Below are 24,088 nucleotides of genomic sequence, written 5' to 3' on the forward strand. Positions count from 1 at the left end.
GGAAAGTCTTCGTAAGGACCTTGCATATCTGTGTTGCATTTGCTAAAATGACCGTGGTGATTGCGGTTGTAGCTCAGCTGGATAGAGCAGTTCCCTCCTAAGGAAAAGGTCGTGCGTTCGAATCGCACCAATCGCACCATTTTTTCGTCATGGAATGGACGCCTGCCAAGTGTTTTGCCCGGCGTCTTTTTGGGCAATAGGCTTGCCTTAGTTATCCTCTCATGCTATACGGAAAAAATATATATCGTTCTTATGTTTTTCGAGCCGTCGCACCTGTGGTCTTGCTATGGTGTGCCGGCCTGGCCGTGGGATTTCCACGAGCCGCGGGGGAGGCACTGGAAACGGATCTCCCTGCCCGCAGGCGTTGCTCTGCACTGCAAAGGAAAACCGGCAGGAAAGCTGCGTCTCTTTTTCGCGCGCGAAAGTTGTCCTCCCGGAATTTTCCGGGAGGACTTTTTTGGGGGAATTTTTAAGAAGGGATTGACGGTATGGGGCGGTATGCGCGCATGTTGGCAGCGGGGATTGTTCTCGCCGTGCTGTTTTTCATCTTGTCACTCGCGAGCGGGCGGTTTTATGTTCCGCCGGATGAAGTGGCGGCGATTCTCGGCTCGCGTTTTCTGGAAGTGCCGATTACGTGGGATGCCTCGATGTACAATGTCGTGATGGAGATCCGCCTGCCACGCGTGTTCGGGGACATTCTCGTCGGCGTCGCGCTTGCCGCGTCCTTTTTGATGCTGGCGGATCTCTTGGCGCGCATGCTGACGGCGGTGGAGATTCCGCTCGGGATTCTCTGAGGGTTCGTCGGGACGCCGTTCTTTGCCTGGATTCTCTATCAGCAGAGAAGGTTTTTCTGATGGACCGCGCCATGCTTTGGCTGGAGGACGGCTCGTTTCGCTATCGGTCGGATGCGCCGTTCATCTTCTATCATATTTCGTTTTCCATCAAGGGCGGCGAGGTGCTGGCGCTCCTCGGCCGCAACGGCGTCGGGAAGTCCACGCTGCTCAGCTGCCCGATGGGGTTCTCCCCGCTGGTTTTGCAAGGCATTGAAAAATACTCTCAAATATGAAAATATTGCGATTCCTCTTCCAAAATGAAGCAGATTCATTTATAATAAAACGAAGAGAGCCAGTGCGTGGGAGGATGATGCTTGTTGGAAGAGAAGATGGGGCGAAGGGAGCGCAAGAAGCTGCTTTCGCGCAAGGCCATATTGGATGCGGCGGCGCGGGCATTTTCCGAAAAGGGGTTTCGCGAGACGTCGGTAGCCGATATCATGAATGCGGCGGATCTCGGCATCGGCACGTTCTACAATTACTTCGAGTCGAAGGAAGAGATCTTGATGTGCCTGCTCGGGCAGCTCGTGCAGGAGGCCCGTGTGGAGATCGATGCGCTGCGCACGAAGGGGAGCACGGCGTCGGAGCTTTTGACGACGGTCTGCAGCATGACGGCGCGCTTCCTCGACGAGAACCGCTTCGTGCTGCCGCTTTTCCTTTCCGGCTCGGAGCACAGCGCCATGCCGGAAGGCATCGCACCGTCGCGCCAGCTCGAGACGCCTGGATTCAAGTCGATCTTTGGACAGATTTTGCGTCAAGGGCAGGAGACAGGCGAGTTCCGATGCGACGTGCCCGTCGATCTTCTCGCGGAGATGTTCCACTCGCTCTATCAGGCGGCGGCATTCAGCAAGCTCACGTTTTCGTTTCGGGAAAATGTCGCGCTCAAGACGCGCATCCTGCTCGATGGGATCCGAGCAAAATAAGGCGTGTGCAAAGAACGCGCCTAGGGCATTGTTTTTAGGAGCAAAAGAAGAATGATCAGTGTTACAAAACTTTTATTCGCTCGTGAGTATTACGGGGATAAGCTGCGCTACACGAAGAGCGCGCATACGATGCGCAATGGTGCAAGCGAGGGCGTCGGCCCAGTCGTCGTTTGGAATTCGACGAAGACGTGCAATCTGAAATGCATGCATTGCTACATGGGATCGGATGCGCAGAAGTACAAGGACGAGCTCACGACGGAGGAAGCGAAGAAGTTTATCGACGACCTCGCGGACTTCCATGTGCCCGTGCTGCTCTTTTCGGGCGGGGAGCCGCTCATTCGTCCCGATTTCTTTGCGCTTGCGGCTTACGCGCAGGAAAAGGGCGTGCGTCCGACACTCTCGACGAACGGCACGCTCATCACGCGCGAGGTCGCGCAGAAGATCAAGGACATCGGCGTCGGCTATGTCGGCATTTCGCTCGATGGGCTTCAAGACGTCAACGACAAATTCCGCGGTGTCGAGGGCGCGTACGAGAAGGCGATGCAGGGCATTCAAAACTGTGTTGCAGTCGGTCAGCGCGTCGGTCTCCGTTTCACGATCAACCATCACAATATCGCAGAGCTCGACAAGATCTTCGACTTTATCGAGGCGGAGCATATCAACCGCGTCTGTTTCTACCACCTCGTCTACAGCGGACGCGGTGAGAAGATGATGGATCAGGATGTGACGGCAGCGGAGTCGCGCCGCGCGATGGACACGATCATCCGCCGCACGAAGGACTTTGAGGCACGCGGGCTCGAAAAGGAGATTCTGACGGTTGACAACCACTGCGACGGGCCGTACCTTTACCTGAAAGCACTGGAGGCAGGCGATTACAGGAGAGCGAAGCAGATCGAGAAATTCATCTCGATGAACGGCGGCAACCGTTCGGGCATCGCGTTCGGCGAAGTCGACCCGCAGGGCTACGTCCATCCCGATCAGTTCACGCAGCATCACACGTTCGGCAATGTACGCGAACGCAGGTTCGGCGATATTTGGTCGGATGTATCGAATCCCATCATGAAGGGACTCAAGAATCGCAAGCCGCTTCTCAAAGGACGCTGTGCGACGTGCCGCTTCCTCGCGAACTGCAACGGCAACTTCCGCACGCGCGCCGAGGCACGGACGGGCGATTTTTGGGCGTCCGATCCGAGCTGCTACCTCACGGATGAGGAAATCGCGCAGGACAAGGCGCACGCTGTGGGCGAGTGAGCGTCGCCCGTCGCTTGGGATGGATCGGGCAGCAAAGCCAAACTGTGATGATGGATACGGAGAGCATCATGAAGATTATATCTTGGAATACGACGAATGCCTGCAATATGTACTGTGCACACTGCTATCGCGACGCAGGATGCAGGGCGGAGGAGGAGCTGAGTACGGCAGAAGGCAAGAAACTCCTCGATGAGATCGCGAAGGCGGGTTTCAAAATCATGATTTTTTCGGGCGGCGAGCCGCTCATGCGCCCCGATATCTTGGAGCTCGTCGAACACGCGGCAGGGCTTGGGCTGATCCCTGTCTTCGGTACGAACGGCACGCTCATCACGAAGCAGATGGCTCGCGGCCTAAAGTCCGCAGGCGCACGCGCAATGGGGATTTCGCTCGACTCGCTCGACCCCGAAAAGCACGACAAGTTCCGCAGCTTCCCCGGCGGCTGGGAGGGCGCAGTCGAGGGCATGAAGAACTGCACGGAGGCAGGGCTTCCGTTCCAGATCCATACGACGGTCATGGACTGGAACCAAGGCGAGCTTGAGGCGATGACGGACTTCGCCGTTTCGGTCGGCGCGAAGGCGCACCACTTCTTCTTCCTCGTGCCGACGGGGCGCGCCGAGACGATCGAAGAGGAGAGCCTGCGCGCCGAACAGTACGAGGATGTCCTCACGCGCATCATGAAAAAGCAGCAGGAGGTCGATATCGAGCTCAAGCCGACGTGCGCGCCGCAGTTCCTGCGCATCACCGACCAGCTCGGCTACAAAAGCCGATTCCATCGCGGCTGCCTTGCCGGTCTTTCGTACTGCATCATCAGCCCACGCGGCAAGGTGCAGCCCTGCGCTTATCTCAATATGGAGCTCGGCGACGTGCGCGAGACGCCGTTTGACGAGATTTGGGAGCAGAGCGACGTGCTCAAAACGCTTCGCACGCTCGACTACAGCGGAGGCTGCGGCACATGCAGCTACAAGGGTGCCTGCGGTGGCTGCCGTGCGCGCGCCGCGTACTATCACGATGGCGACTACATGAGCGAAGAGCCTTGGTGCCTCTATCATGGGCGCCGCGGTGAGTGAGAGCCATTTTTTGTCATGCCCACAGGAGACGATGAAGTCTCCTTTTTCTTTTCATCTTCTATGCTATAATAGGAATATAAAATTAATGGAAGATGAGGAGGAAGTTTTGAAAAAATGAAACGCTGGAAAGGATTGGGTGCTTGTCTCATAGCGGGGCTTGTGGCGTTTGGGGCAAGCCATAAAGGCGAAGCAGCGCGGCATAGGGTGGCGGCGCAGGAAGGCGACAGCTCGACGATCGTCGAGCGCGTGCACGCGATACTCTCTTCCGACCCGTCTTACTCCGTCTCCATGGAGCGCGGGGGAGAAACGAAAAATCTCACGGCAGATCGGCTCGCGCAGAAGGCTGGCGATGCCGCATCGAACGGCGCGCTCCACTACAATCAGACGACGCGGAATATGCACGAGTGGGCAGTCGATGTCGAGGATACGGGCGGAACGCTGCTCTTTTCCGACAGCCCCGAGTACGTCAAGGACAGCGGCATTCTCTATGAGGACACGGTCGTGGGGGATGCGCGTGTCCTCTACTATCACTTGAACGATTCCGAGGCGGTGAAGAAGGTTGCCGTCGTGCTTCAGAATCCGAGTGCTTCGCCCGTCACCGTGACGGTCACGCGCGGCGGTACGAGCGATGCGAGCACCGACTACCTCGAAGTGGGCAAAAACACACAGATCGCCTATTTCCAAACGAAGCGCAACGACGTGATCACGGTTCCCGCACACGGCAAACGGCTTTTGGAGGCGGAGATGGACGAAGCTGTTCTCATGCCCGGACAGCTCGTGTACGGCGTCTATGATTTTCATGCGGCGGCGCCGGTAAAGGCATCCGTCATTTGCTATCCGGACTGGGCAAACCCGCTTTCCTTCCTTTCGCATGCCCGCGTCCTGCCTAAGGATGAGCAGCGCCTGCGCGGCACGTTCAAGGGCATGGATCGCGTGATCAGCAGCAAGCCGTACGATCCGGAGCGCGACGGCGTCGTCTACATTTCCATTGGCGACAGCCATCGCGATACGTTCCGCAAGGGAATTGACGCGACGGATGGCAGCACGGTGACGGATGTCGGAAACTACGGCGTGCTCTACCGTCTCGAGATCCCGTCGGTCGGCCGCGTTGCGACGCAGTATTACCTGACGCCGCTCGGCGGCGTTTATGCGGGTGCCATGCGCGTCCATTACGGACAGGGCAAGACGCGCCTTCTTGAAACGCCAGGCGGCCGCGCTTACTTTGGCGACGATATCCCGCCCGACAGCGACGCAGACCGCGCCTTGCGCCTTCTCGGCCGCGATCGGCTCAAGGCTTCGGCGGAGATGTCGGATCTCGGCAGCTATCACAGCACGAGCGCGCCGCGGTTTGAGTTTTCGCCGCCCGGCGCATCGAATCTGCCCGTGCAGATCATCCTGATGCCGGCAAAACAATAAGAGACTGTCGCAGGCAGTCTCTTGAAGGATGGTTGGAACTTTATTGCCGCACGGCTTCCGTCGTGCGGATTTTTTTTTCGATCGCTTCGTTTGGCAGCATCTTTACGACCTGCGTATAGACGAGGTCAATGAGGAAGAACTGTGCCATTTTTGCGGCGACGGAGCCCGTCTCCAAAGCCGTTTCTCCCGCTATATAGGAAAGACCGACGTCGGAAGCTGCATACAGGCGCGAGGCGCGGTTCTCCGTGAGGGAGATGATGCGCAAATCGCGCTTGCGGCCGATTTCGACGGTCTGGAGGATCTCTTCCGTCTCGCCCGAATGGGATATGGCGAAGATGACGTCATTCGGCTCGAGGATCGCGGCAATCATGCGCATGGTATGGCTGTCGCACGGGGCGACACAGTCGAGACCGATGCGCATGAACTTGAAGTACGAGTCTTGTGCAATGATGCCGGAATAGCCGAGACCGACGAGTGCGATTCGCTTTGCTTGGATGAGCAGGGAAGCAGCCTTTTGGATCATGGCGTCTTCAATGATGTCCTGCGTCTTTTCGAGTGCGATCATGTTCGATGCGAGCAGCTTGCGCGCCGTCTCGCCTGCAGGCTCGTCGTTCTTGATGTTCTCGTGGCCGATGAACCGACCGATTTCTGCGCCTTCCCGCGCAAGGGCAGCCTTGAAATCGCCGAGGCTTGAAAAGCCGAGCTTGCGGACAAAGCGCGTGCATGTCGCTTCTGCCGTCCCGCTCGCGAGCGCGATTTCCGAAATGGTCATGCGCGGGATGTCGAGCAAATGGGTTTTGATGCAGGCGATGATTTTCTTGTCGCCCTTTGATACGCGGAATGATGGTGCGTCAAGTTGGCTCAGTATTTTCAATGTAAGCCCTCTATTCCAAATGCAGTTGTTCTTCCACTTCGTTCTTGATCACGGTGACCTGCGGCCCATAGATGATTTGGATGCCGTTTCCGCTCGAGAGAATGCCGCGGCTTCCCGATTCCTTCAGCAGCCGCTCGCTCACTTTGTCCGAATCCTTGACGGTCACGCGCAGGCGCGTCGCACAGCAGTCAAACTCCACGATGTTGTCCTTGCCGCCAAGCCCCTCGATAATAAGGTCGGCGCGGTATCCTGCACCATCTTTTTCGGACGCGCTTGCCGCATCTGACATGTCGTCTTCGTCGTCCTCACGGCCGAGCGTTTTGAAGTTGAACTTTTGGATGAGAAACTTGAACGAGAAGTAGTAGAGGAAGAACCAGGGAATGCCGACCATGGGGATGTAGAGCCAGTTCGTCTTGGCATCGCCCTGAAGGACGCCGAAGAGGATGAGGTCAATGCAGCCGCCGGAGAACGTCTGCCCAACCGTGATTTGCAGGATATGGGCAATCATGAAGGCGCAGCCGTCAAAGAAGGCATGGAGGACGTAAAGAGCTGGGGCGACGAACAGGAAGGAGAACTCGATCGGCTCGGTGATGCCGGTCATGAAAGACGTGAGCGCAGCCGACAGCAGAAGGCCGCCGACGACCTTGCGCTTCTCCGGTCTTGCCGTATGGTACATGGCAAGGCATGCGCCGATCAGGCCGAACATCATCGTGATGAAACGGCCGGACATGAAGCGGGAAATGCCGATGTAGTAATGCTGTGTGCTGGGATCGCCGAGCTGGGCGAAGAAGATGCGCTGCGTGCCCTCGACGAGCTGTCCGTTGATGACTTCCGAACCGCCGAGCGCCGTCGTCCAAAATGGCAGATAGAAGATGTGATGCAGGCCAAAAGGGCCGAGCATGCGGAGCACGAAACCGTAAATCAGTGTGCCGATGTAGCCGGTCGAATCGACAATGCCGCCCATGCCGAGGATGATCTTTTGAACATGAGGCCAGACGAGGAACATGATGCAGCCGAGGAAGATGGCCGAAAACGAGCAGATGATCGGCACGAAGCGCGAGCCGCCGAAGAATCCGAGAAATGGCGGAAGCTCAATCTTGTTGAACCGTTTGTGCAGGGCATACGTCATGAGGCCGACGACGACGCCGCCGAATACGCCCGTTTCGAGCGTCTGTATGCCGAGGCTCATGCCTTGGCCGACGCCTGCAAGGTTGTCCTTGGCGAGCGTGCCCGTGATGATGAGCAGGGCGTTGATCGTCGCATTCATGACGAGCAGTGCGAGCACGGATGCAAGTCCTGCCGTTCCCTTGTCCGTACGCGCAAGCCCGACTGCAATGCCAACGGCGAAGAGGATGGCGAGGTTGGCAAAGACGATATTGCCTGCCGAGGCCATGATGGCAAAAACGTTTTGCAGCCAACCGATGTCAAGAAACGGATATGCCTTGACGGAGTTCGGGTTTGAAAGCGCGCCGCCGATGCCGAGCAAAAGACCGGCAGCCGGCAGGACCGCAATCGGCAGCATGAAAGACTTGCCGAATCGCTGGGCCTTGGCGAAGAAAGAATGATTGCTGCTTTCTTGCGAGAAGATGCCCATAGGAAGACCTCCCTTTTAAGATACAACGAAAAGAAAAATGCACAATCGAATCATAACATAGAATGAAATGATTTGCAATTTGCAAAGAAATCAGCATGAAATGCAAAGAAAAATGAAAATAACCGCGAGTTTGCAAGGGGGTGTGCAACTGCGGTTATTCTCATTTGACCGGGCCTCTAGGAATGGACACGATGCTCCTGGAGGAAGTGATAGAGCGCGCCGAGCATTCCTGCTGTGTTCTGCGTGGCGGCGAATGCAACTTTTGTTGCGCCGTAGACACTCGGCACGAGGCGCTCGCGAAGCCTCGCTTCGAGCAATGGGCGAAGCACGGCTTCGCGAGCCATGATCCCGCCGCCCAAAATGATGCAGTCGGGATTTGCAACGCAGACAATATTTGTGATGGCATCGGCGAGCGACGCGATGAGCGCTTCGACGGCGTCCTTTGCGGATGCGTCGCCTTCGTCGAGGAGCGCGAATACCTGCTTGCCGTCGAGACTGCCTTCCGGCAAGGCTTTTGTCCGTTCGACGTCTTTCACGAGACGCGTTGCGGAGCAGTTCTCGTGGAGACGCCCGCTCGGAACGCGCATATAGGCGATTTCGCCCGCGCTTGCGCTCGTGCCGTGCACGACGTGCCCGTCTACGATGAGACAGCCGCCGATGCTCGTGCCGACCGTTATGGCAAAGAGCGATTTTGCGCCTTTTCCCGCGCCCTTCCATAGTTCGCCGAGTGCGGCGCAGTTGACGTCGTTTTCGACCGAGCAGGGCAGGGAGAATCGTCCTTCTATGACGGTGCGCCAATTCGTACCCGTGTAGTTTGGGATAGAGGAGGGAAGTGCATACGTGATCGTGCAAGAGGCCGTGTCCACCATGCCTGCCGTGGAAATGGCGACACCCTCTGCAGCATCGCCGCGCAGGGACTCGACAATATGGCAGACTTTCTGGACGATTCCGGGTCCCCCATGCGAGAGCGCTTCCGTCGGCATGGCGTCCTGCGTGATCAGCACGCCGTTTGCGTCGGCCGTGCCGTACTTGATGGCCGTGCCGCCGATGTCCATGCAGATATACATAGCGATTCCTCCTCGTTCTCCGCAGCTTGCCATACGGCAGGCTGCGAGGCCTCATCCTCTGATGCGCACCTTGAAAATTCCCTTCTTGAGCGGTGCGGGAGCATCGAGCATGACGCCTGGGCGGTGGACGTCCTCTGGATAGCATAGGAGGAAGTCGCCGGGGTGCATGGTGACGGAGGCAGTCGCCTCGCCGGTCGCGGGGACGTAGTCACGGTCTTTTTCATACGTGCCCGTCTGCATGCGTTCGATGGGTGCGAGGTCGATGCGCTCGCAGCCTTCCGCGAGGACGTGGATATCGAGGTAGTCGCGGTGCGCTTCCCAGCCCTTTTCCTCGGATGGGCCGGTCGTGTAGTGCGCGATGTTGACGTAGAGCGCGTCGCCTGCGATGTCGTTCCGCCCTTTTGGAAGTGCGCTGAGGTCATGTGTCCGCGCGAAGTCGATCGCCTCCTGTACTTCCCTGGGAAGAAAAGAGTATGTTTTTTCATGGGAAAGACTGCCGTAAATCATGATGGCCTCCTTGTGGTCAGGGATGCGGGGTAAAGACGGTCGTGCCGTTCGGAGCTTCGTAGCTCGGTTCCGTCATCCGGCTGACGAGGCTGCCGACCAAGATGGAGAGCGTGATCGTGATGAACGTATACGCCCAGAACGAAACAGAGGGAACGAAGTATTTCAGGTAGATGACGACGGCTGTCGAGACGATGAAGCCTGCGAGAGCGCCCTTGGCGTTGGCGCGGGGGCAGAACGCGCCGAGGACGAACATGCCGGCGAGCGCGCCGAGCGCAAGCCCGATGAAGCTGTTGAACCATTCGTAAGCGGAATGGATGTTGCTGCCGGCCATGATGATGGCGACGACGATGGAGAGAATGCCGACGCCGAGCGAGATGAACTGCGCGATGCGCGTTTGGCGTTTCATGGGCATTTCGGGGTCGGCGACAGACTGGATATCGAGCACCCAGCTCGTTGCAACGGAGTTGATGCCCGTTGAGAGGGTCGATTGCGCAGCGGCAAAGAGTGCGGCGAGCAGGATGCCCGTGAGCCCTGTCGGAAGCTCGTAGGTGATGTAAGCTGCGAGCACGAGGTCGCGGCGGTCGGTCATCAGAAGATCCGGGTTCTGTGCGTAGAACACGAAGAGACTCGTGCCGACCAAGAAGAATACCGTCGCGGAGAAGATGGAAAGCACGCCATTGCCAAGCGTCATTTTGTTGAGCTGCTTGACATCCGTCGTCGTCGTGAAGCGCTGGACGATGTCCTGGCTTGAGATGTAGGAGGCAAAGGTGCTGAGACCGCCGCCGATGAATACGATGAAGACGCTCGTCGAGAGGATGTCGGGGCTGATCCAATGCTCGGTTTCAAACAAGAACTTGTGCCCTGTCGTCAGCGTATCCCAAATGGTGCCGAAGCCGCCGTTTATGCTGCCGATCATGACGATGAGCGTGAGTGCGATGCCGACGATGAGCACGGTGCCTTGGATGAAATCGGTATAGAGGACGGCCTTTAGCCCGCCCGAGTAGGAGTAAATGATGGCAATGACGCCCATGACAACGATGAGCAGATTGACATCGATTCCCGTGAGTTGTGCGAGTGCGAGCGACGGCAGGTACATGATGATGGACATGCGCCCGAGCTGGAAGAGGATGAACATGATTGCGCCGAGCATGCGCAGCCGCTTGCTTTCAAACCGCTTTTCCAAGTAGTGATAAGCCGTGTCGATCTCAAGCCGGCTGTAGATGGGCAGGAAGAAGCGGATGGTCAGCGGTATCGCGATGAGCATGCCGATTTGTGCCCACCAGAGGATCCAGGAGCCGTGGTAGGAGTTGCCGGGAATGGAGAGAAAGGAAATGGGGCTCAGAAGCGTAGCGAATATGGAGACGCAGGTGACATACCAAGGAATGGTTCCGTCTCCTTTGAAGAACTCCTTGCCCTGCATGTCTTTCTTTGAGTAGTATAGGCCTGCGAGCAGCACGCCGCCAAGGTATACGATCAGGACGACCGTATCAATCCAAGTAAAACCTTCATGCATTTGTATCTCCTCCAAATAGATTCGTTTGAAGATTTCAACACATTTAGGAAACACGCTCCAAAAGGAGCGCATTTCCATGCAGCTTACAGAGGGTCAGGGGATAGGGGATCGTCGCAAATCAGAAATACGTTTTGTAAATCTCCTTTGCCCGTGCGCGCATTTCCGGGGTATACGCCTTCATCGGCTCACGGCAAGCGCCGGCGTGGATGCCTTCTTCTTCCAACAGGAGCTTTATTGTGCCGTAGAGACCGTTGCCGAGTATATCGGTGATGAGATCGTTTGTGACGTGCTGGATTTCGAGTGCTTCCTTGGTCTTTCCTGCGCGGGCGAGGTCGAAAATCTGTCGTGCGCGCGGCCCGTTGACGTTGTATGTCGAGCCGATTGCGCCGTCCACGCCGAGCACTGTCGCGGGAAGCAGCATCTCATCGAAGCCCGCGAAAATGAGCTTGTCGGGGAATGTCTTGCGCATCCGCTCAAGAAGATAGAAGTCTGCCTGCGTGAATTTGACGCCGACAATTTTCTTGTCCTCAAAGAGCTTGCCGAACTGCGGCAGGCTCATGTCCACGCCCGTCAGGAACGGGATGGAGTAGATGACCATGCGGTTATCGACAGGACCGATGATGCTTTCGTAGTAGTGGCGGATTTCGTCGAAGCTGAACTTGTAGTAGAATGGCGTGACGGCACTGATTGCATCATAGCCGAGATCCGTGACGAATTTTGCGAGTTCACAGGATTCCTTGAGGTTGATTGAGCCGACCTGCGCGATGAGGGTCACAGCGTCCTTTGCCTCGTCCTTCACGATTTCGAAGATTCGCTTTTTTTCATCCGTCGCGAGCATGAAATTCTCGCCCGTGCTGCCGCCGACATAGAGACCGTCCATTTTCATCTTGTCGATGTCATGGCGGACAATTTGGCGTAGGCCGCTTTCGTTCAGCGTGCCGTCCTCATGGAATGAGGCGAGCAGGGCGGCGTAGAGGCCGCGTAAATCTCTCTTGGACATGATGGTTTCCTCCTTGCTGTAGGTATGGTTGGTTGGCAAAGCGCATTATGAAATCGCTTCGATGAAACGCTTGGCGATGAGCTGGGGGCGCGTGATGGCAGAGCCGACAATCGCGCCGTGCACGCCGGTCCGCATGGCTTCTTTCAAATCATTCGGCGTATTGATCCGCCCTTCGGCAAAAACGGGGACGGATGCATCTGATGCAAGGCTGCGCATGAGCGCAAAGTCGGGGCCAGTCCGCTTTTTGCTGTATGGCGTGTAGCCCGACATGGTCGTGGAGATCGCATCCGCCCCGAGCCTTGCGGCCTTTATGCCCTCCTCGTAGGTCGAAATGTCGGCGAGCACGAGCGTGTTCGCTTCGTGGACGCGTGCGATGAGGTCGCGGATGTCCGTCTTCTTCGGCCGCTCACGGTCCGTCATGTCGAGCGCGACCATCTCGCAGCCCGTTTTGAGGAGCAGGTCGACCTCACGCATCGTCGGCGTGATGTAGATGGGGGAGTCTGCATAGTTCTGCTTGATGAGCCCAATGACGGGAAGCTGTGCGATGCGGCGTATCTCCTCGATATCGGCGACGCTCTGCGCGCGTATGGCAGCGGCTCCCGCCTCCTTTGCCGCGTATGCCATGCGCCCCATGATGAAGGGGCTGAACAGTGGCTCGTCAGGGAGTGCCTGGCAGGAAACGATCAGCTTGCCCTTGACCGCGTCGAAGAAATTCATGGATATACCTCCAATTTTATAAATGAAATATTTTTTCTTATTTCGATAGAATTATATCATATAATTCTAGAAAATGCAAATATATTTACTTCTTATAATATGTCGTCCCGCCGACAACGGTGCGGCGCATGCGAAAATCGCGGTCGAAAATGGCGAAATCGGCGGTCTTTCCCTCGGAGAGAGAGCCGATTTCGTCGTAGAGACCGAGTTCCTTCGCAGGGGTCCGCGTTACCATTTCGATGATGGAGGGAATGGGCGCGCCTGTGTTCGTGCGGAAGATGCGCAGCCCGTCGTTGAGGCAGAGGACACTTCCGGCGATCGTCCCGTCTGCAAGCGTCGCAAGCGTGCCGCGGACGGTCACCTTCTGCCCGCCGAGTTCGGATGGTCCGTCGCCAAGCCCGCAGGCGCGGAGCGAGTCGGTGATGAGGATGAGGTGCTTCCCGCCTTTTGCATGGTAAATGATGCGCTGCATGGTGGGATGGAGGTGGACATTGTCGCAAATCAGCTCGCAGTTCGCCGTCGAATCGAGCGCAGCACCCAATACGCCGGGGCGGCGGTGGTGCAGTCCCGTCATGGCATTGCAGAGGTGCGTGATATGATGCGCGCCCGCCTCAATGGCGTGTGCCGCCGTCTTATAGTCTGCTGCCGTATGGCCGATGGAAACGACGATGCCGTGTGCGGTGCATGCCTTGATGAACGCATCGTCCGGGAGCGTTTCTGGGGCGACCGTGATGATTTTGATCACGTCCGCATAAGGCTCGATGGTGGAAAAGTCGGCAGGGAGGATATGCGCCGCATCCTGCGCGCCCTTTTTGGAGGGCGCGATGAAAGGCCCTTCCATGTGGCAGCCGAGCACGCGTGCGCCGTGCGCGTCCCCGTGCATGGCATGGCGGATCGTGCAAAGGGCGTGCGCGATGTCCGAAAAAGCGCAGGTCATCGTCGTCGGCAGGTAGGCGGTCACGCCCGTCCTCGCTTGGAAGAGACTCATCTTGTCGAGCGCGTCAGAGTCCGCGTCCATCGTGTCCGCGCCGTCGCAGCCGTGGATATGGACGTTGAGGAATCCCGGCGCGACGTAAGCGCCGCCTGCGTCATAGACCTCCTCTAGGTCGGCGTGGCCCGCGTCTTTCCCCTCTGGCCGGATCGCGCGGATTTTTTCGTCGTAGAGGAGGGTCAAGCCTTCCTTGGAGCAGAAGTGTCCCGTTTCATCGGGGACGATGAGAATCCCGTTTCGGATGGCTTTCATCATGCGAGCTCCTTCCCCTTTGCGGTGAGCAGGCTCCCTGCCTCGCGGTCGACGATGAGCGTCACATGGGGATGGAGCTGCAGGATGGAAGCAGGGACGGCTGGCGTGATCGTGCCTTCCCATGTGTCCTTTACCGCTTGCGCCTTTTCCGCCCCGCTCGCGAGCAGGAGAATGTGCCGTGCCTGAAAGATCGTGCCGATTCCCATGCTCATCGCCTCGCGCGGCACGTCCTTTTCCGAGGCGAAGAACCGCGCATTCGCCGCAATCGTGTTCCCCTTCAGCGCGACCTTATGCGTCGTGCGTGTGAAGCAGTCTGCGGGTTCGTTGAAGCCGATGTGCGCGTTGCGCCCGATGCCGAGAAGCTGCAGGTCGATGCCGCCTGCCGCCTCGATGGCCTTTTCGTAGCGCATGCCCTCTGCTGCTGCATCGTCTGCCAGCCCATCGGGGAAGAAGATGCGCTCGTTTCGGATGTTGACATGGTCGAAAAGGTTTTCATGCATGAAGCGATGATAGCTCTGTTCGTCATTCGGCGAAAGGCCGACATATTCGTCAAGGTTGAACGAAGTTGCCTGCGAGAAGTCCAGTCCGACCGTCTCATATAGGTGGATGAGTTTCTGATACAGCATGACGGGCGTGCTGCCCGTCGCGAGGCCGAGGACGGAATCGGGCTTCAGCCAAAGCTGTGCTGCGATGATTTTGGCAGCTTCCTCGCTCATGCTTTCGTAGTGGTCTGTGAAGATGATGCGCATGACAGGTGCTCCTTTCTGACCTATAGAAGTTCGTCTTCATAAGAATATACCACGTGAAACTAAATAATGCAAATAAATTTCATAAAACTCTTTATTCCTTCAAAAATAAAAGCATGTAAAGAAAAATTATTTCTTTACATGCAAGGGATGGATTTCTTGTTTGCACGTACGCCTTAGGTTGGAAATCGCTGCCGCCAGCAGACGTCCTCGCGCGCAATATCGAAATTGCGTTCCTCGTGCTTTCGGGGCTTTGCCTCATGGGGACGATTCCCTCAACGGCAAGGCGCAAGTAGTCCGAGAACCTGCCGCGCCGTCCGCGCGAGGTTTTCACGCGCCGTCGCGGGATGCATGGCCTTATCGAGTGCCATGGGCATGGAGAGAATCGGGAAAAAGGCGTCGATTCCCGCTGCATTGACCGCTTCTGCACCGCGCTTTGCGCCGCCGCAGAGCGCGACGGTGCGGCAGGCGGGGCGGCATTTCTTCGCGAGGGCGGCGACGGCGACGGGCGCTTTTCCCATGGCACTCTGTTCGTCCATGCATCCCTCGCCCGTGATGAGGAGGTCGGCACGGGCGAGCGCCTCGCGTATCGCGGGAATCGCCGATAGGATGAGAGCGCCGCCGGGCACGAGTGAGCCGCCAAGAAAGGCGGAGAAGGCAAAGCCTAGCCCGCCTGCCGCGCCCGCGCCCGCACGATCCATCGCCGCCACGCCCGTGGCGCGTCCGGCGATTTCGGCGAAGTGACGGATGTCGGCGTCCATGCGCGTGACGATTTCAGGCGTCGCGCCCTTTTGCGGGCCGTAGACGGCGGAGCAGCCGTTTTTGCCGCAGAGCGGGTTCGTCACGTCGCAGGCGATGGAAAATGCCGCTTCGCGCACTGCGCCGTCCAGCGCCGCGAGGTCGATCACGGCAACGTCCCCAAGATCGCCTCCTGTGATGCCGGCGGGCGAGCCGTCCGTCTTTTGAAACCGCACGCCGAGCGCCGAGAGCATGCCGAGACCGCAGTCGTTCGTCGCGCTGCCGCCGATGCCGATGATGAAGCGCCGGCAGCCTCTGTGCGCGGCGGCGCGTATGAGCTCGCCGACCCCGTACGTCGTCGTGCGGAGCGGATTGCGTTTTTCCGTTGGGACCATCGGCAGGCCTGCCGCGTCTGCCATCTCGATGACGGCGGTCTGCGTCTTGGGCAGATAGCCATAGCGGCTTTCGATTGGCTCGCCGAGCGGGCCCGTTACCGCCACGTGCTCGATGCTGCCGCCTAGCCCTGCCGTGAGCGCCTCGACCGTTCCCTCGCCGCCATCGGCGAGCGGAAAAACGCGCACCTGTGCGGATGGGTCACGCGCGAGAAGCCCGTTTCGTGCGGCCTCGCCTGCTTCGAGGGAGGAAAGGCAGCCTTTGAAGGAATCGATTGCTACGACGATATTCATATTGCCAGCTCCCTTTTCTTGAAGACTCGGATCTTTTGGAGACAGGTCATAGCAGAATGAGAGAGGCGGCAAAGATGGAAATCATGGAGACGATGCCGACGACAAGCGTCATCATCGTCTGCGTGCGATAGCCGTCCTGTGGATCCATGCCCGTGAAGTTCGTGACGACCCAGAAATAACTGTCGTTTGCATGCGAGACGGTCATTGCGCCTGCACCGATTGCCATGACGGTGAGAAGCGCCGCCATCGGCGTCGTGAGGCCGAGCGCCGTCATCATCGAGGCGCTGTCGGAGAACATGCCCATGATGCCGGCCGTCGTCGTGATGGCAACCGTCGAAGAGCCCTGCGCCGTCTTTAAGATGGCAGAGATGACAAACGGGAAGAAGATACCGACACTTGCGAGGAATGCCGCATTGGTCTTCATGAATTCGACGAACCCTGCCGCCGAGATGACCTTGCCGAGCACAGCACCGGCTGCCGTGATGAAGAGGATGGGTCCGACCGTCTTGAGCGTTTCCTCCGTGACTTGGTAGAACATTCCCATTTTGCTCGTCGCAAACAGCAGGTAGACCGTGAAGAGCAGGCCGATGATCAAGGCGATGATCGGCGTGCCGAGGAACTTCAGTCCCGTCGCGGCAGCGCCTTCCATGCCTGCCATTGCGGCAACCGAGCCGAGCGCCATGAGGAGAATCGGCACGATGATCGGAGCGAAGGAAGCGCCTGCACTCGGCAGTCTGCCGTACTCGGCGACGAGCGCATCGTAGTCCTTTTCGACCGTATCGGAGGCGCCCTCCGGGTCTTGGATCTGGATGTCCTGATTGGCGATATGGCGCGAGAAGAGATAGGCAGCGATCAGCGCGGGGATGGAGGCGGCGATGCCGACCAAGATGACGGCGGCGAGATCGTCCGCGAGTCCCAAGAAGCCTGCAGCGGCAATCGGTCCCGGCGTCGGCGGGATAAAGACGTGCGAGACGTATAGGCCGCCTGAGAGCGCGACCGCCATGCCGACGGGGCTTGCATTCCTGAGCTTCTTGCAGAGCGCCTTGCGAATGGGGTTCAGGATGACGAACCCGCTGTCGCAGAATACGGGAATCGAGACGATCCAGCCCATCAGCATGATGGCGAGCTGCGGATGCTTCTCGCCGACGCAGCGGATGACGACATCGGCGAGGCGGATCGCGCCGCCCGTGCGCTCCAGCACGAGACCGATCAATGCCCCGAGGATGATGACGAGGCCAATGCTGGAGAAAATGCCGGAAAAGCCCGCGCCGACAATGCCCGGGATCTTCGCAAGCGGCAGCCCGACGGCGATGGCAAGCAGAAGCGACGTGCCCATCAGCGAGAGAAACGGATGGATCTTGAGCTTGGAGATGGCGACAATCATTACGACGATTGCCAAGAAAAATGTGATGAGAAGCGGGATGCCGGTCATAATGAAACCTCCTTTTCACAATAGATCGATTATGTATTGAACTAAAGCTATTGTAGCATAGAAAAGCAGCAGGGGAATATGTCTTCTAGAACATATTTCCTGCTGCTTTTATGGTCTTTTCTATAAGGTCAGACGAGCTGCTTCACTTCGGGATAGAAGTAGAGGACGAGATAGAAGACGGCGCTTGCGCGCAGGGAGCGTGGGTCGTAGCCCGTGCGCCGGGCGATTTTCCGCAGATGCTGCTGGAGGGTGTTCTTGTGGATGTAGAGCGCAGCGGCGGTCTTTGCAATCGAGCCGTCGTACTCGTAGTAACATTCGAGCGTGCGGAGCGCTGCCTCGCGTTCGAGCGGCGTGTAGCCGTGAAAGATTTTCTCGATGTAGTCGCGCTTCGCGCTGAGCGGGATGAAGTCGGCGACGATTTCCATATTGATTTCGGCGTAGCTCTTGATGGATACATTGCCCTTGCGGCGGCAGGAGGCGAGCGCCTTCTGTGCCTGCAGGTAAGCCGTGTGCAGATGCGTGTTGTCGGCGGCGGGCGCATCGATGCCGATGCAGAGCGTGGGGGAAAATGCGGCGGCATGACGTAAAAGATCCCGTGCGAAGGCAGCAATTTCCTCGTCGTCCGAAATGCTCGTCAGAAGCACGATGTTCTGCCCCATCATTGTGCAGCGGCAGCATGGATCGCAGCGGCATGCGTCTGCCTCAAGCGCGCGGCAGATATCATGCAGGTCGTGCGAAGCATGGTCCTTTAGACCCGCGACGAGCACGCGGCGCGGAATGAGAAGGTCGATGCCGAGACCATGCCCGCGCTCCATATTCGATTTCGTCAGGAAGGTCTCGCTTGCCGTCAGAAGCTCTTCGAGAAAGGCATGTTTCTGCCGCTCGCGTGAAGCCTGCTCGCGCAGGTGTTCCTGCTCGTGGACGAGCAGTTCCGTCATCTTGCGGATGACATTGGCGAGCGGCAGGATCGTATCGTAGCCGCCCGTGATGCCAAGGACGCCGATCGGCGCGCCCGATGCCTTCAGCATGAAATTTGTCCCCGGACGCGCGCCGGGGTAGTCGTGCGTGGTGAAGATCCGAAGCTCGTCCAAATTTTCGGCGATGATGCGCGCGGCTCCGCCGTGATACGTTCCGACGCGATTCGGATCGGTGCTCGCGATGATGTGTCCCGTTGTGTCCATCAAATTGATTTTTTGCGGCAGGACGCTGTTGATCTCGCGTACGATTGCCATAGCCTGCTGCGTTTCCAGTTGCATAGCCTTCGCTTCCTTTTCTGCCTCGTATTATAGCATGACGATAAACATACGGAAAGAAAAAGAGAGGAGCACGGCGGCGTATGGCGTATGGCGTATGGTATAATGATCCTAGCGGAAAGGAGAGATGGCGATATGGAACGCTATTGTACCAATTGCGGCAAGCCATTGAAGGCGGTGGATCGTTTTTGTGCGAACTGCGGGAAACCATGCCCGATTTCTTCGCGTGAGCGTGCCGCGCCCTCTTGCAGTGCCGTGCGCAGGGAAGAGCCGAGCGGCCTTTGGAAATTCCTCGCAGGCTCGGCGCTCGGCGTAATGGTCGCCAATCTCTTCGGACACGCCTCTCATGACGCACAGGCAAATGCCATGGCGCAGGCTTCGGCGGCGGACCATCATGCTCAGGGCGGCGATGCGGATTACGATGCCTACCTGGAGGGCTATCGGGAAGGGCATCAGGACGCGCTGGACGACGACTTCCGCGAGCCTGTCGATTATGGCGACGAAGACGATGCGGACGCCTATGCGTACGATGGGGGACGCGATGACGACATGGACATGGATTCCGACTGCGATGACGATTGTGACGACGGCTACGGGGACGGCTATGATGACTTCGATGATTGCGATGATTACGATGAAGAAGACTGAGCGATAAAGAGGGGATAGGATTGTAGTCCCCCAACAAAAGTTAGATTCTCTAGGGCAGGTCAAACTTAGAGGAGGAAGACCCTGCTAAAATAGCGCGAGCATCAAGCCGCCGACCGCAATCAAGGCAATCGCGGCGGCGTGCAGGAGGCTGACTTCCTCGTGAAAAAGAATGACGGCAAGCACGACGGCGAAAACGACGCTGAGCTTGTCGATGGGAGCGACCTGCGAAACCGTTCCTGTTTTTAGCGCCATGAAGTAAAAGAGCCACGACGTCGCGCCTGCGATGCCGCTGAGCGTGATGAAGAGGAGCGCCTTGCGGTCGGCAAAGACGGCGCCGAGGCCTGCCGTATGCCCCTCCACAGCCATGACGCCGATGAGGAACATCGCCATGATGACGGCGCGGACAGCAGTCGCGGCGCTGCTGTCGAGTCCCGCAAGTCCGACCTTGCCGAAGATGGAAACAAGTGCAGCGGAAATCGCTGACAGCAGGGCGAAAACGAGCCATGAAGGCATAGGAAGGACTTCCTTTCTGCTTGGCACACTGCGATGATTGGATCGAGTTGGTGCCCTGCGATGATCGGATCGAGCTGTTTGGGGGCAGAAGCGGGTTGAATTTATTATAGCGTAATTATAGCGTAAAAAAACAGTGCGTCATCCGAAAAATCGTCCGTTTTAAGCGGGCAGGAAGAAGGGAATGGGGATGGGATCTGCTGCCATTGATTTTCGTCAGGGGATTTGCTATAATAAGCGCAAACAGAATAGTTAAGATCTTGGGAGTCTCGTTCGGGAGGCTGAGAGTGTATGAAACAGACCAATATCATCTGATCAACTTCATGGTTGCGTAGAGAGTATCTTAAACAATACATGCGTTTTGCACACGGAATATGCCCCCTTTCAAGGCTTCATCATCTTGAAGGGGGTTTTTGCGTTGCAACATGTTTCGTATGAAGGCTGCCGCGTCGGCGTGCCCGGATCGCACCTCGACATCACGGGCGCCCGTTTCAGCCTGATGCCGATGTCCGATGATTTCCTTGCCATTATCCTAGGCGCGATACAGAAGGTCAATCGAACTAAGGTTTGGGCAAAGACGGATCCTACTTCGACGGTTTACCGAGGCGGCAGCACGGAAGTTTTCGATGCGCTGAAAGCGTGTTTTGTCTTCAGCTACCGCCCGCGCGTCCATGCTTCGCTTGAAGCCACGATTTCGAAAGGCTGTCCGGGCGATGTGGATGCGGATGCCGCCCTGTCCTTTGATGGAAGCCGTGTCAATGAATCCGCCAGCCAAGCGATTCATTTCCCTGTCATTGGCAAGTTTTCCGTCTACCCGATGGGCACGGGGGACTATATGCATTGCATTGAAACCGTGATCAATCGCGGCATAGACAAGGGAATTGTTACGGGAACGGGACATTACGTCACATTTCTTGGCGGCGATGTGCATGAAGTGTTTCGTTATATCGAAGAGGTATTCCATGAATTGGATGCAAACGTGAGCCATTTTGTGATTCAATTGACGCTGCTGTGCAATTTGCCGGAGGGAGAAGCACATGAATAAGAAACCATTGCGTCTGCGCGATTTTTTGTTGATCAGTTTCATCTGTGTGCTGTTTGGCGTATTCTATCTGTCGGCGGTTTACGCGGGCGGCATGCTTGGCGGGCTTTTAGCTCCCATGGGGCTGGGAATTTTAGGCTACGAGCCGTTTTACGGCATTTGGTTTATGGCACCCGTCTTTACGCTCTGCATCATTCGCAAGCCCGGAATCGGGATCCTTACGGAAATCATCGCGGCTGCAATCGAAGTGCTTTTGGGCAATATGTTTGGCGTGATTGTTTTGGTCAGCGGGTTTATTCAGGGGCTTGGCGTGGAGCTCGCATTCCTGAGCCGGAAGTACGCGAATATCACATACGGCACGACGATGCTCGGCGCTGTGCTTGCGACGGTTTTTTCTTTTCTGTGGACGGGATTCCGCAGCAATTACCTCGCTCTCGATTGGCACGTTGTAACGGCGATCTTCATCATCCGTTTGCTGTCGGCGCTTTTCTTCACCGGGTATCTAAGCAAGCTCCTATGCGACAAGCTGCTGGAAACGGGCGTGGTGAAGGCGCGTGGATAAGCGCGATACGATCCTGCGCCTCCGCAATGCCCGCTTGGAAATCGGCGGGACGACGCTGTTTTCTAGCCTTTCCATGGAAGCAAGAGCAGGTGAAATCGTCCTGCTCGCCGGCAGGAGCGGCGTCGGAAAGAGCAGCCTCATGCACGTCATCAGCGGCTATTATCCCAATGAAGATGCTGCAGTGGACTGTGAACAATTAGAGGTCGCAGGGCATGATCTGCGCGGCAAAAGCCTTTTGGAACGAACGCGTTACGTGCGATCGGTATTTCAAAATGCGCGATTGTCGTTTGCGATGGCAACGCCTTACGAAGAGATGCTATTCTGCTTGGAAAATTTTTGCGCTCCGGTCCATCAGATGGAAGAACGGGTCATGGAACAGGCGAGGGCGTGCAGGATACAGCCTCTTTTGCATCGCGAATTTGCCATGCTGTCAGGCGGCGAGCTGCAAAAGGTCGCCTTTGCCTGTGCAAGCCTCGTAGAGGCGCCTCTGTATTTGCTGGACGAACCCTTTGCCAATATCGACGAGGAAAGCATCCCGTATTTCATCGAGCGGATCAAGCGGTGGGCAGGGCAGGGGAAGGCGGTCTGCGTCATTGACCATCGGCTGGATTTTTGGGATTGGGTGGATCGTTGGTACCTGTTGGATGAAAGGGGAACGCTGCAAATTATCGGGGTGCCGCTCTCCGCTGCGGATACCGAAAGCCTGAAAGAGAATGGCCTAGTCGGAGACTTGCCGCCAAAATCGGCGAAACCAGAATGGCGGTATCCGCAGAGAGAAGTGCTCCGCCTTCAGGATGTGTCCATTTTTGTTTCCCCGGACGAGCCGCTCGTCCGGAATATCCATGTCCGCCTTCATGAAGGAGAGATGGCGGCGCTCATCGGGGCGAGCGGCGCCGGCAAGACGAGTTTTTTCAGGGCACTGTTGAAGCAGTGCCCCTTTCGCGGAAGCATTGAGCTATTGGGACGACCGTTGGGAAAAGTGAAAAAGAAGGAACTCTACGCGAGCGTAGGGCTTGTGTTTCAAGACCCGTCTCTGCAATTTATGGCCGTGCGGGTCAGCGAGGAGATTCGAATCAGCTTTCCGCATCTGCCTGAAGCGGCGCGGCGGGAATGGATGGGCAGGTTCCATTTTGATGCCGTGCAAGACGTATCGCCTTGGCTCATCAGCCAAGGACAGCAACGCCGCCTGGCATTTTTGACGATGGCATGCGGGGATAAGAAGATTCTTTTGGTGGACGAGCCGACCTACGGGCAGGATTTCCAACATGCCTGCCTCATCATGACGCTGCTGCAAGGCTTGTGCCGACGAGGGCTTGCCTGCATTTTTGCGAGCCACGACCGACGCTTTGTCAACCAATTTGCGCATCAAGTGATGCGGATCCGCGACGGAAGGATGGAGGTTCTTTGCCATGCGTGACCGATTGAACCCCGGCGTGCAGGTGGTCGCCTCGTTCCTTTTGTCGGTGCTCATTCTCGTGACGCATTCGTGGAAGCTCAATCTTTCGCTCGCGCTCCTGTCGCTCATTTGCATTGCCCTTTTCCGGCGGACGCCATGGCGGCACATAGTGCGGCTTTTGCTGGGACTGCTCTTTGTCGCGGGCGTTTATTTCTGGGCGGCGTACGTCCATCCAAATCCGGAGCATGTCATAGATTCCGCCAAGGATGCCGTTTGGTTTGCTGCGCTTGAGATGGGAAGCCGGATTTTCGCATTGGGCGCTATTGGCATCAGCCTTTGCGTGTCGATTGAAAGGAATTATTTCGTCGCGAGCCTCATTCGGCAATTCAGGGTACCCATCCCGATTGCGTATAGCGTCCTGGTCGCGATCCACTTTTTGGGGCTGATTCAAAATTCGTATCGGCAAGCGGAATTGGCGCTGAGGATGCGAGGCCTTTCGGGGCTGTCTGCCCGTTTTCGGGCATTGCTCACGATGCTGGTACGGCTGATTCGCCAATCCGAGTATACTGCGATCGCCATGGAAGCGCGGGGGTTTTCCGAGAAGCGCGTGCAAAGGATCAATCCGTCGATTACGAAGTTCGATATTGCTTATGTCGCCATGCTGGCCTGTTATGTGCTCGGCATCTTTCATTTCATGCGATAAAAGAATTGCAGGACTGGCAGGGGGCACGTATATGGGATGGGCGTTGGCACTGATTTACCTCGTTTGGGGCATGAACTGGGTCGTAATGAAAACGGCGAATCTCTATTTCCCGTCGACGCAGTTTGTCGCCTATCGCTTTGCAGTTGGCGCGGCGAGCCGTTTACGCCATGGATTGCGTGCGGCATGGCGCTGATTCTTGCCGGTATTGTCGTCGTGGTGCAAGCACCGCCGGCCACTCGCATGCGTGAGGAAAAATGAGCTGGAATGCAGGTGCTTGCTTTTGAGGGCGGGTGTGCTAAAGACGTGGACCGCCCAAACACTTGGCATCGCGCCCGCTATGCACTCCATGTGGAGCGCGGGCGCGGTATGT

25 protein-coding genes, 1 tRNA gene and 2 riboswitches are annotated in these 24,088 nt (G+C 57.3%); of the genes, 13 read left to right on the forward strand and 13 right to left on the reverse strand.

What is annotated here, in order from left to right; all coding sequences use genetic code 11:
- Positions 1-62: 62 nt before the first annotated feature.
- The 7 genes from HMPREF1985_RS05280 (at position 63) to HMPREF1985_RS05310 (ending at position 5,487) form a co-directional block, all read left to right on the forward strand.
- Positions 63-139 (forward strand) — tRNA-Arg (locus HMPREF1985_RS05280).
- Between the two features lie 106 nt (positions 140-245).
- Positions 246-401: riboswitch (molybdenum cofactor riboswitch) on the forward strand.
- 87 nt (positions 402-488) lie between these two features.
- Positions 489-794, forward strand: coding sequence for an iron chelate uptake ABC transporter family permease subunit (locus tag HMPREF1985_RS05285; RefSeq protein ID WP_021771474.1), 306 nt, complete (start codon positions 489-491; stop codon positions 792-794).
- Positions 795-853: 59 nt separating this feature from the next.
- The gene (locus HMPREF1985_RS05290) at positions 854-1,066 is read left to right on the forward strand and encodes an ATP-binding cassette domain-containing protein (RefSeq protein WP_021771475.1); all 213 of its coding nucleotides are present in this window, start codon (positions 854-856) and stop codon (positions 1,064-1,066) included.
- A 96-nt stretch (positions 1,067-1,162) separates the two neighbouring features.
- Positions 1,163-1,753 carry a TetR/AcrR family transcriptional regulator gene (locus HMPREF1985_RS05295; RefSeq protein WP_040637262.1) on the forward strand — a complete coding sequence of 197 codons (591 nt, stop codon included), beginning with the start codon at positions 1,163-1,165 and terminating at the stop codon, positions 1,751-1,753.
- Between the two features lie 51 nt (positions 1,754-1,804).
- On the forward strand, positions 1,805-3,004 hold the full coding sequence (gene nirJ1, locus HMPREF1985_RS05300; RefSeq protein ID WP_021771477.1) for a putative heme d1 biosynthesis radical SAM protein NirJ1: 1,200 nt from the start codon (positions 1,805-1,807) through the stop codon (positions 3,002-3,004).
- A gap of 68 nt (positions 3,005-3,072) precedes the next feature.
- A complete protein-coding gene (nirJ2, locus tag HMPREF1985_RS05305) occupies positions 3,073-4,071 on the forward strand; it encodes a putative heme d1 biosynthesis radical SAM protein NirJ2 (RefSeq protein WP_040637264.1) in 999 nt (332 codons plus the stop codon).
- 114 nt (positions 4,072-4,185) lie between these two features.
- On the forward strand, positions 4,186-5,487 hold the full coding sequence (locus HMPREF1985_RS05310; RefSeq protein ID WP_021771480.1) for a hypothetical protein: 1,302 nt from the start codon (positions 4,186-4,188) through the stop codon (positions 5,485-5,487).
- A 40-nt stretch (positions 5,488-5,527) separates the two neighbouring features.
- Here HMPREF1985_RS05310 and HMPREF1985_RS05315 read toward each other — a convergent pair whose 3' ends face one another.
- The 12 genes from HMPREF1985_RS05315 to HMPREF1985_RS05370 form a co-directional block, all read right to left on the reverse strand.
- Complete coding sequence (locus HMPREF1985_RS05315; protein ID WP_021771481.1) at positions 5,528-6,361, reverse strand: MurR/RpiR family transcriptional regulator; 834 nt, start codon at positions 6,359-6,361, stop codon at positions 5,528-5,530.
- A 10-nt stretch (positions 6,362-6,371) separates the two neighbouring features.
- Entirely contained in the window at positions 6,372-7,955 is a 1,584-nt protein-coding gene (locus HMPREF1985_RS05320) for a PTS transporter subunit EIIC (RefSeq protein ID WP_021771482.1), read from the reverse strand.
- A gap of 176 nt (positions 7,956-8,131) precedes the next feature.
- Entirely contained in the window at positions 8,132-9,022 is an 891-nt protein-coding gene (locus tag HMPREF1985_RS05325) for an ROK family protein (RefSeq protein WP_021771483.1), read from the reverse strand.
- A 51-nt stretch (positions 9,023-9,073) separates the two neighbouring features.
- Positions 9,074-9,529: a YhcH/YjgK/YiaL family protein gene (locus tag HMPREF1985_RS05330; RefSeq protein ID WP_021771484.1), complete on the reverse strand. Its 456-nt coding sequence runs from the start codon at positions 9,527-9,529 to the stop codon at positions 9,074-9,076.
- Between the two features lie 16 nt (positions 9,530-9,545).
- Positions 9,546-11,042: a sodium:solute symporter gene (locus HMPREF1985_RS05335; protein WP_040637153.1), complete on the reverse strand. Its 1,497-nt coding sequence runs from the start codon at positions 11,040-11,042 to the stop codon at positions 9,546-9,548.
- Positions 11,043-11,160: 118 nt separating this feature from the next.
- Positions 11,161-12,042 carry an N-acetylneuraminate lyase gene (locus HMPREF1985_RS05340; protein WP_021771486.1) on the reverse strand — a complete coding sequence of 294 codons (882 nt, stop codon included), beginning with the start codon at positions 12,040-12,042 and terminating at the stop codon, positions 11,161-11,163.
- Positions 12,043-12,087: 45 nt separating this feature from the next.
- Positions 12,088-12,759, reverse strand: a complete 672-nt coding sequence (locus HMPREF1985_RS05345) for an N-acetylmannosamine-6-phosphate 2-epimerase (protein WP_021771487.1) — start codon at positions 12,757-12,759, stop codon at positions 12,088-12,090.
- A gap of 85 nt (positions 12,760-12,844) precedes the next feature.
- The gene (gene nagA, locus HMPREF1985_RS05350) at positions 12,845-14,002 is read right to left on the reverse strand and encodes an N-acetylglucosamine-6-phosphate deacetylase (RefSeq protein ID WP_040637155.1); all 1,158 of its coding nucleotides are present in this window, start codon (positions 14,000-14,002) and stop codon (positions 12,845-12,847) included.
- Positions 14,002-14,751, reverse strand: a complete 750-nt coding sequence (gene nagB / locus HMPREF1985_RS05355; protein WP_021771489.1) for a glucosamine-6-phosphate deaminase — start codon at positions 14,749-14,751, stop codon at positions 14,002-14,004. Before nagB ends, nagA begins: the two co-directional genes overlap by 1 nt.
- Positions 14,752-15,023: 272 nt before the next feature.
- A complete protein-coding gene (locus HMPREF1985_RS05360) occupies positions 15,024-16,172 on the reverse strand; it encodes a glycerate kinase family protein (RefSeq protein WP_021771490.1) in 1,149 nt (382 codons plus the stop codon).
- A gap of 46 nt (positions 16,173-16,218) precedes the next feature.
- A complete protein-coding gene (locus tag HMPREF1985_RS05365) occupies positions 16,219-17,604 on the reverse strand; it encodes a GntP family permease (RefSeq protein ID WP_021771491.1) in 1,386 nt (461 codons plus the stop codon).
- A gap of 128 nt (positions 17,605-17,732) precedes the next feature.
- Entirely contained in the window at positions 17,733-18,860 is a 1,128-nt protein-coding gene (locus HMPREF1985_RS05370; protein WP_021771492.1) for a CdaR family transcriptional regulator, read from the reverse strand.
- A gap of 132 nt (positions 18,861-18,992) precedes the next feature.
- Here HMPREF1985_RS05370 and HMPREF1985_RS10790 point away from each other — a divergent pair, with 132 nt between their 5' ends.
- Positions 18,993-19,505, forward strand: a complete 513-nt coding sequence (locus HMPREF1985_RS10790) for a zinc-ribbon domain-containing protein (protein ID WP_051349063.1) — start codon at positions 18,993-18,995, stop codon at positions 19,503-19,505.
- Between the two features lie 84 nt (positions 19,506-19,589).
- Here HMPREF1985_RS10790 and HMPREF1985_RS05380 read toward each other — a convergent pair whose 3' ends face one another.
- Positions 19,590-20,018, reverse strand: a complete 429-nt coding sequence (locus tag HMPREF1985_RS05380) for an EamA family transporter (protein WP_021771494.1) — start codon at positions 20,016-20,018, stop codon at positions 19,590-19,592.
- A 247-nt stretch (positions 20,019-20,265) separates the two neighbouring features.
- Positions 20,266-20,371, forward strand: a riboswitch (TPP riboswitch).
- 62 nt (positions 20,372-20,433) lie between these two features.
- Between HMPREF1985_RS05380 and HMPREF1985_RS05385 the strand changes: the two genes are divergently transcribed.
- The 5 genes from HMPREF1985_RS05385 to HMPREF1985_RS11310 are packed head-to-tail and all read left to right on the forward strand — an operon-like array spanning position 20,434 to position 23,911.
- A complete protein-coding gene (locus HMPREF1985_RS05385) occupies positions 20,434-21,060 on the forward strand; it encodes a YkoF family thiamine/hydroxymethylpyrimidine-binding protein (protein WP_051349064.1) in 627 nt (208 codons plus the stop codon).
- Positions 21,053-21,619 carry an ECF transporter S component gene (locus tag HMPREF1985_RS05390; RefSeq protein ID WP_021771496.1) on the forward strand — a complete coding sequence of 189 codons (567 nt, stop codon included), beginning with the start codon at positions 21,053-21,055 and terminating at the stop codon, positions 21,617-21,619. Before HMPREF1985_RS05385 ends, HMPREF1985_RS05390 begins: the two co-directional genes overlap by 8 nt.
- Positions 21,612-23,036, forward strand: a complete 1,425-nt coding sequence (locus HMPREF1985_RS05395; RefSeq protein ID WP_021771497.1) for an ATP-binding cassette domain-containing protein — start codon at positions 21,612-21,614, stop codon at positions 23,034-23,036. The genes HMPREF1985_RS05390 and HMPREF1985_RS05395 overlap by 8 nt, the downstream gene beginning before the upstream one ends.
- Complete coding sequence (locus HMPREF1985_RS05400) at positions 23,029-23,718, forward strand: energy-coupling factor transporter transmembrane component T family protein (RefSeq protein ID WP_021771498.1); 690 nt, start codon at positions 23,029-23,031, stop codon at positions 23,716-23,718. The genes HMPREF1985_RS05395 and HMPREF1985_RS05400 overlap by 8 nt, the downstream gene beginning before the upstream one ends.
- Before the next feature lie 31 nt (positions 23,719-23,749).
- Positions 23,750-23,911, forward strand: a complete 162-nt coding sequence (locus tag HMPREF1985_RS11310; RefSeq protein WP_021771499.1) for a hypothetical protein — start codon at positions 23,750-23,752, stop codon at positions 23,909-23,911.
- The last annotated feature ends 177 nt before the right edge of the window (positions 23,912-24,088 follow it).

This window comes from Mitsuokella sp. oral taxon 131 str. W9106 (assembly GCF_000469545.1).
Classification (GTDB): domain Bacteria; phylum Bacillota; class Negativicutes; order Selenomonadales; family Selenomonadaceae; genus AWVT01.

Bases quoted from the DNA above. Each gene is read 5' to 3' on its own strand.
- HMPREF1985_RS05285 (WP_021771474.1), top strand. From the start codon at position 489: ATGGGGCGGTATGCGCGCATGTTGGCAGCGGGGATTGTTCTCGCCGTG.
- HMPREF1985_RS05290 (WP_021771475.1), top strand. From the start codon at position 854: ATGGACCGCGCCATGCTTTGGCTGGAGGACGGCTCGTTTCGCTATCGG.
- HMPREF1985_RS05295 (WP_040637262.1), top strand. From the start codon at position 1,163: ATGGGGCGAAGGGAGCGCAAGAAGCTGCTTTCGCGCAAGGCCATATTG.
- nirJ1 (WP_021771477.1), top strand. From the start codon at position 1,805: ATGATCAGTGTTACAAAACTTTTATTCGCTCGTGAGTATTACGGGGAT.
- nirJ2 (WP_040637264.1), top strand. From the start codon at position 3,073: ATGAAGATTATATCTTGGAATACGACGAATGCCTGCAATATGTACTGT.
- HMPREF1985_RS05310 (WP_021771480.1), top strand. From the start codon at position 4,186: ATGAAACGCTGGAAAGGATTGGGTGCTTGTCTCATAGCGGGGCTTGTG.
- HMPREF1985_RS05320 (WP_021771482.1), bottom strand. From the start codon at position 7,955: ATGGGCATCTTCTCGCAAGAAAGCAGCAATCATTCTTTCTTCGCCAAG.
- HMPREF1985_RS05325 (WP_021771483.1), bottom strand. From the start codon at position 9,022: ATGTATATCTGCATGGACATCGGCGGCACGGCCATCAAGTACGGCACG.
- HMPREF1985_RS05330 (WP_021771484.1), bottom strand. From the start codon at position 9,529: ATGATTTACGGCAGTCTTTCCCATGAAAAAACATACTCTTTTCTTCCC.
- HMPREF1985_RS05335 (WP_040637153.1), bottom strand. From the start codon at position 11,042: ATGCATGAAGGTTTTACTTGGATTGATACGGTCGTCCTGATCGTATAC.
- HMPREF1985_RS05340 (WP_021771486.1), bottom strand. From the start codon at position 12,042: ATGTCCAAGAGAGATTTACGCGGCCTCTACGCCGCCCTGCTCGCCTCA.
- HMPREF1985_RS05345 (WP_021771487.1), bottom strand. From the start codon at position 12,759: ATGAATTTCTTCGACGCGGTCAAGGGCAAGCTGATCGTTTCCTGCCAG.
- nagA (WP_040637155.1), bottom strand. From the start codon at position 14,002: ATGAAAGCCATCCGAAACGGGATTCTCATCGTCCCCGATGAAACGGGA.
- nagB (WP_021771489.1), bottom strand. From the start codon at position 14,751: ATGCGCATCATCTTCACAGACCACTACGAAAGCATGAGCGAGGAAGCT.
- HMPREF1985_RS05360 (WP_021771490.1), bottom strand. From the start codon at position 16,172: ATGAATATCGTCGTAGCAATCGATTCCTTCAAAGGCTGCCTTTCCTCC.
- HMPREF1985_RS05365 (WP_021771491.1), bottom strand. From the start codon at position 17,604: ATGACCGGCATCCCGCTTCTCATCACATTTTTCTTGGCAATCGTCGTA.
- HMPREF1985_RS05370 (WP_021771492.1), bottom strand. From the start codon at position 18,860: ATGCAACTGGAAACGCAGCAGGCTATGGCAATCGTACGCGAGATCAAC.
- HMPREF1985_RS10790 (WP_051349063.1), top strand. From the start codon at position 18,993: ATGGAACGCTATTGTACCAATTGCGGCAAGCCATTGAAGGCGGTGGAT.
- HMPREF1985_RS05380 (WP_021771494.1), bottom strand. From the start codon at position 20,018: ATGCCTTCATGGCTCGTTTTCGCCCTGCTGTCAGCGATTTCCGCTGCA.
- HMPREF1985_RS05390 (WP_021771496.1), top strand. From the start codon at position 21,053: ATGAATAAGAAACCATTGCGTCTGCGCGATTTTTTGTTGATCAGTTTC.
- HMPREF1985_RS05400 (WP_021771498.1), top strand. From the start codon at position 23,029: ATGCGTGACCGATTGAACCCCGGCGTGCAGGTGGTCGCCTCGTTCCTT.
- HMPREF1985_RS11310 (WP_021771499.1), top strand. From the start codon at position 23,750: ATGGGATGGGCGTTGGCACTGATTTACCTCGTTTGGGGCATGAACTGG.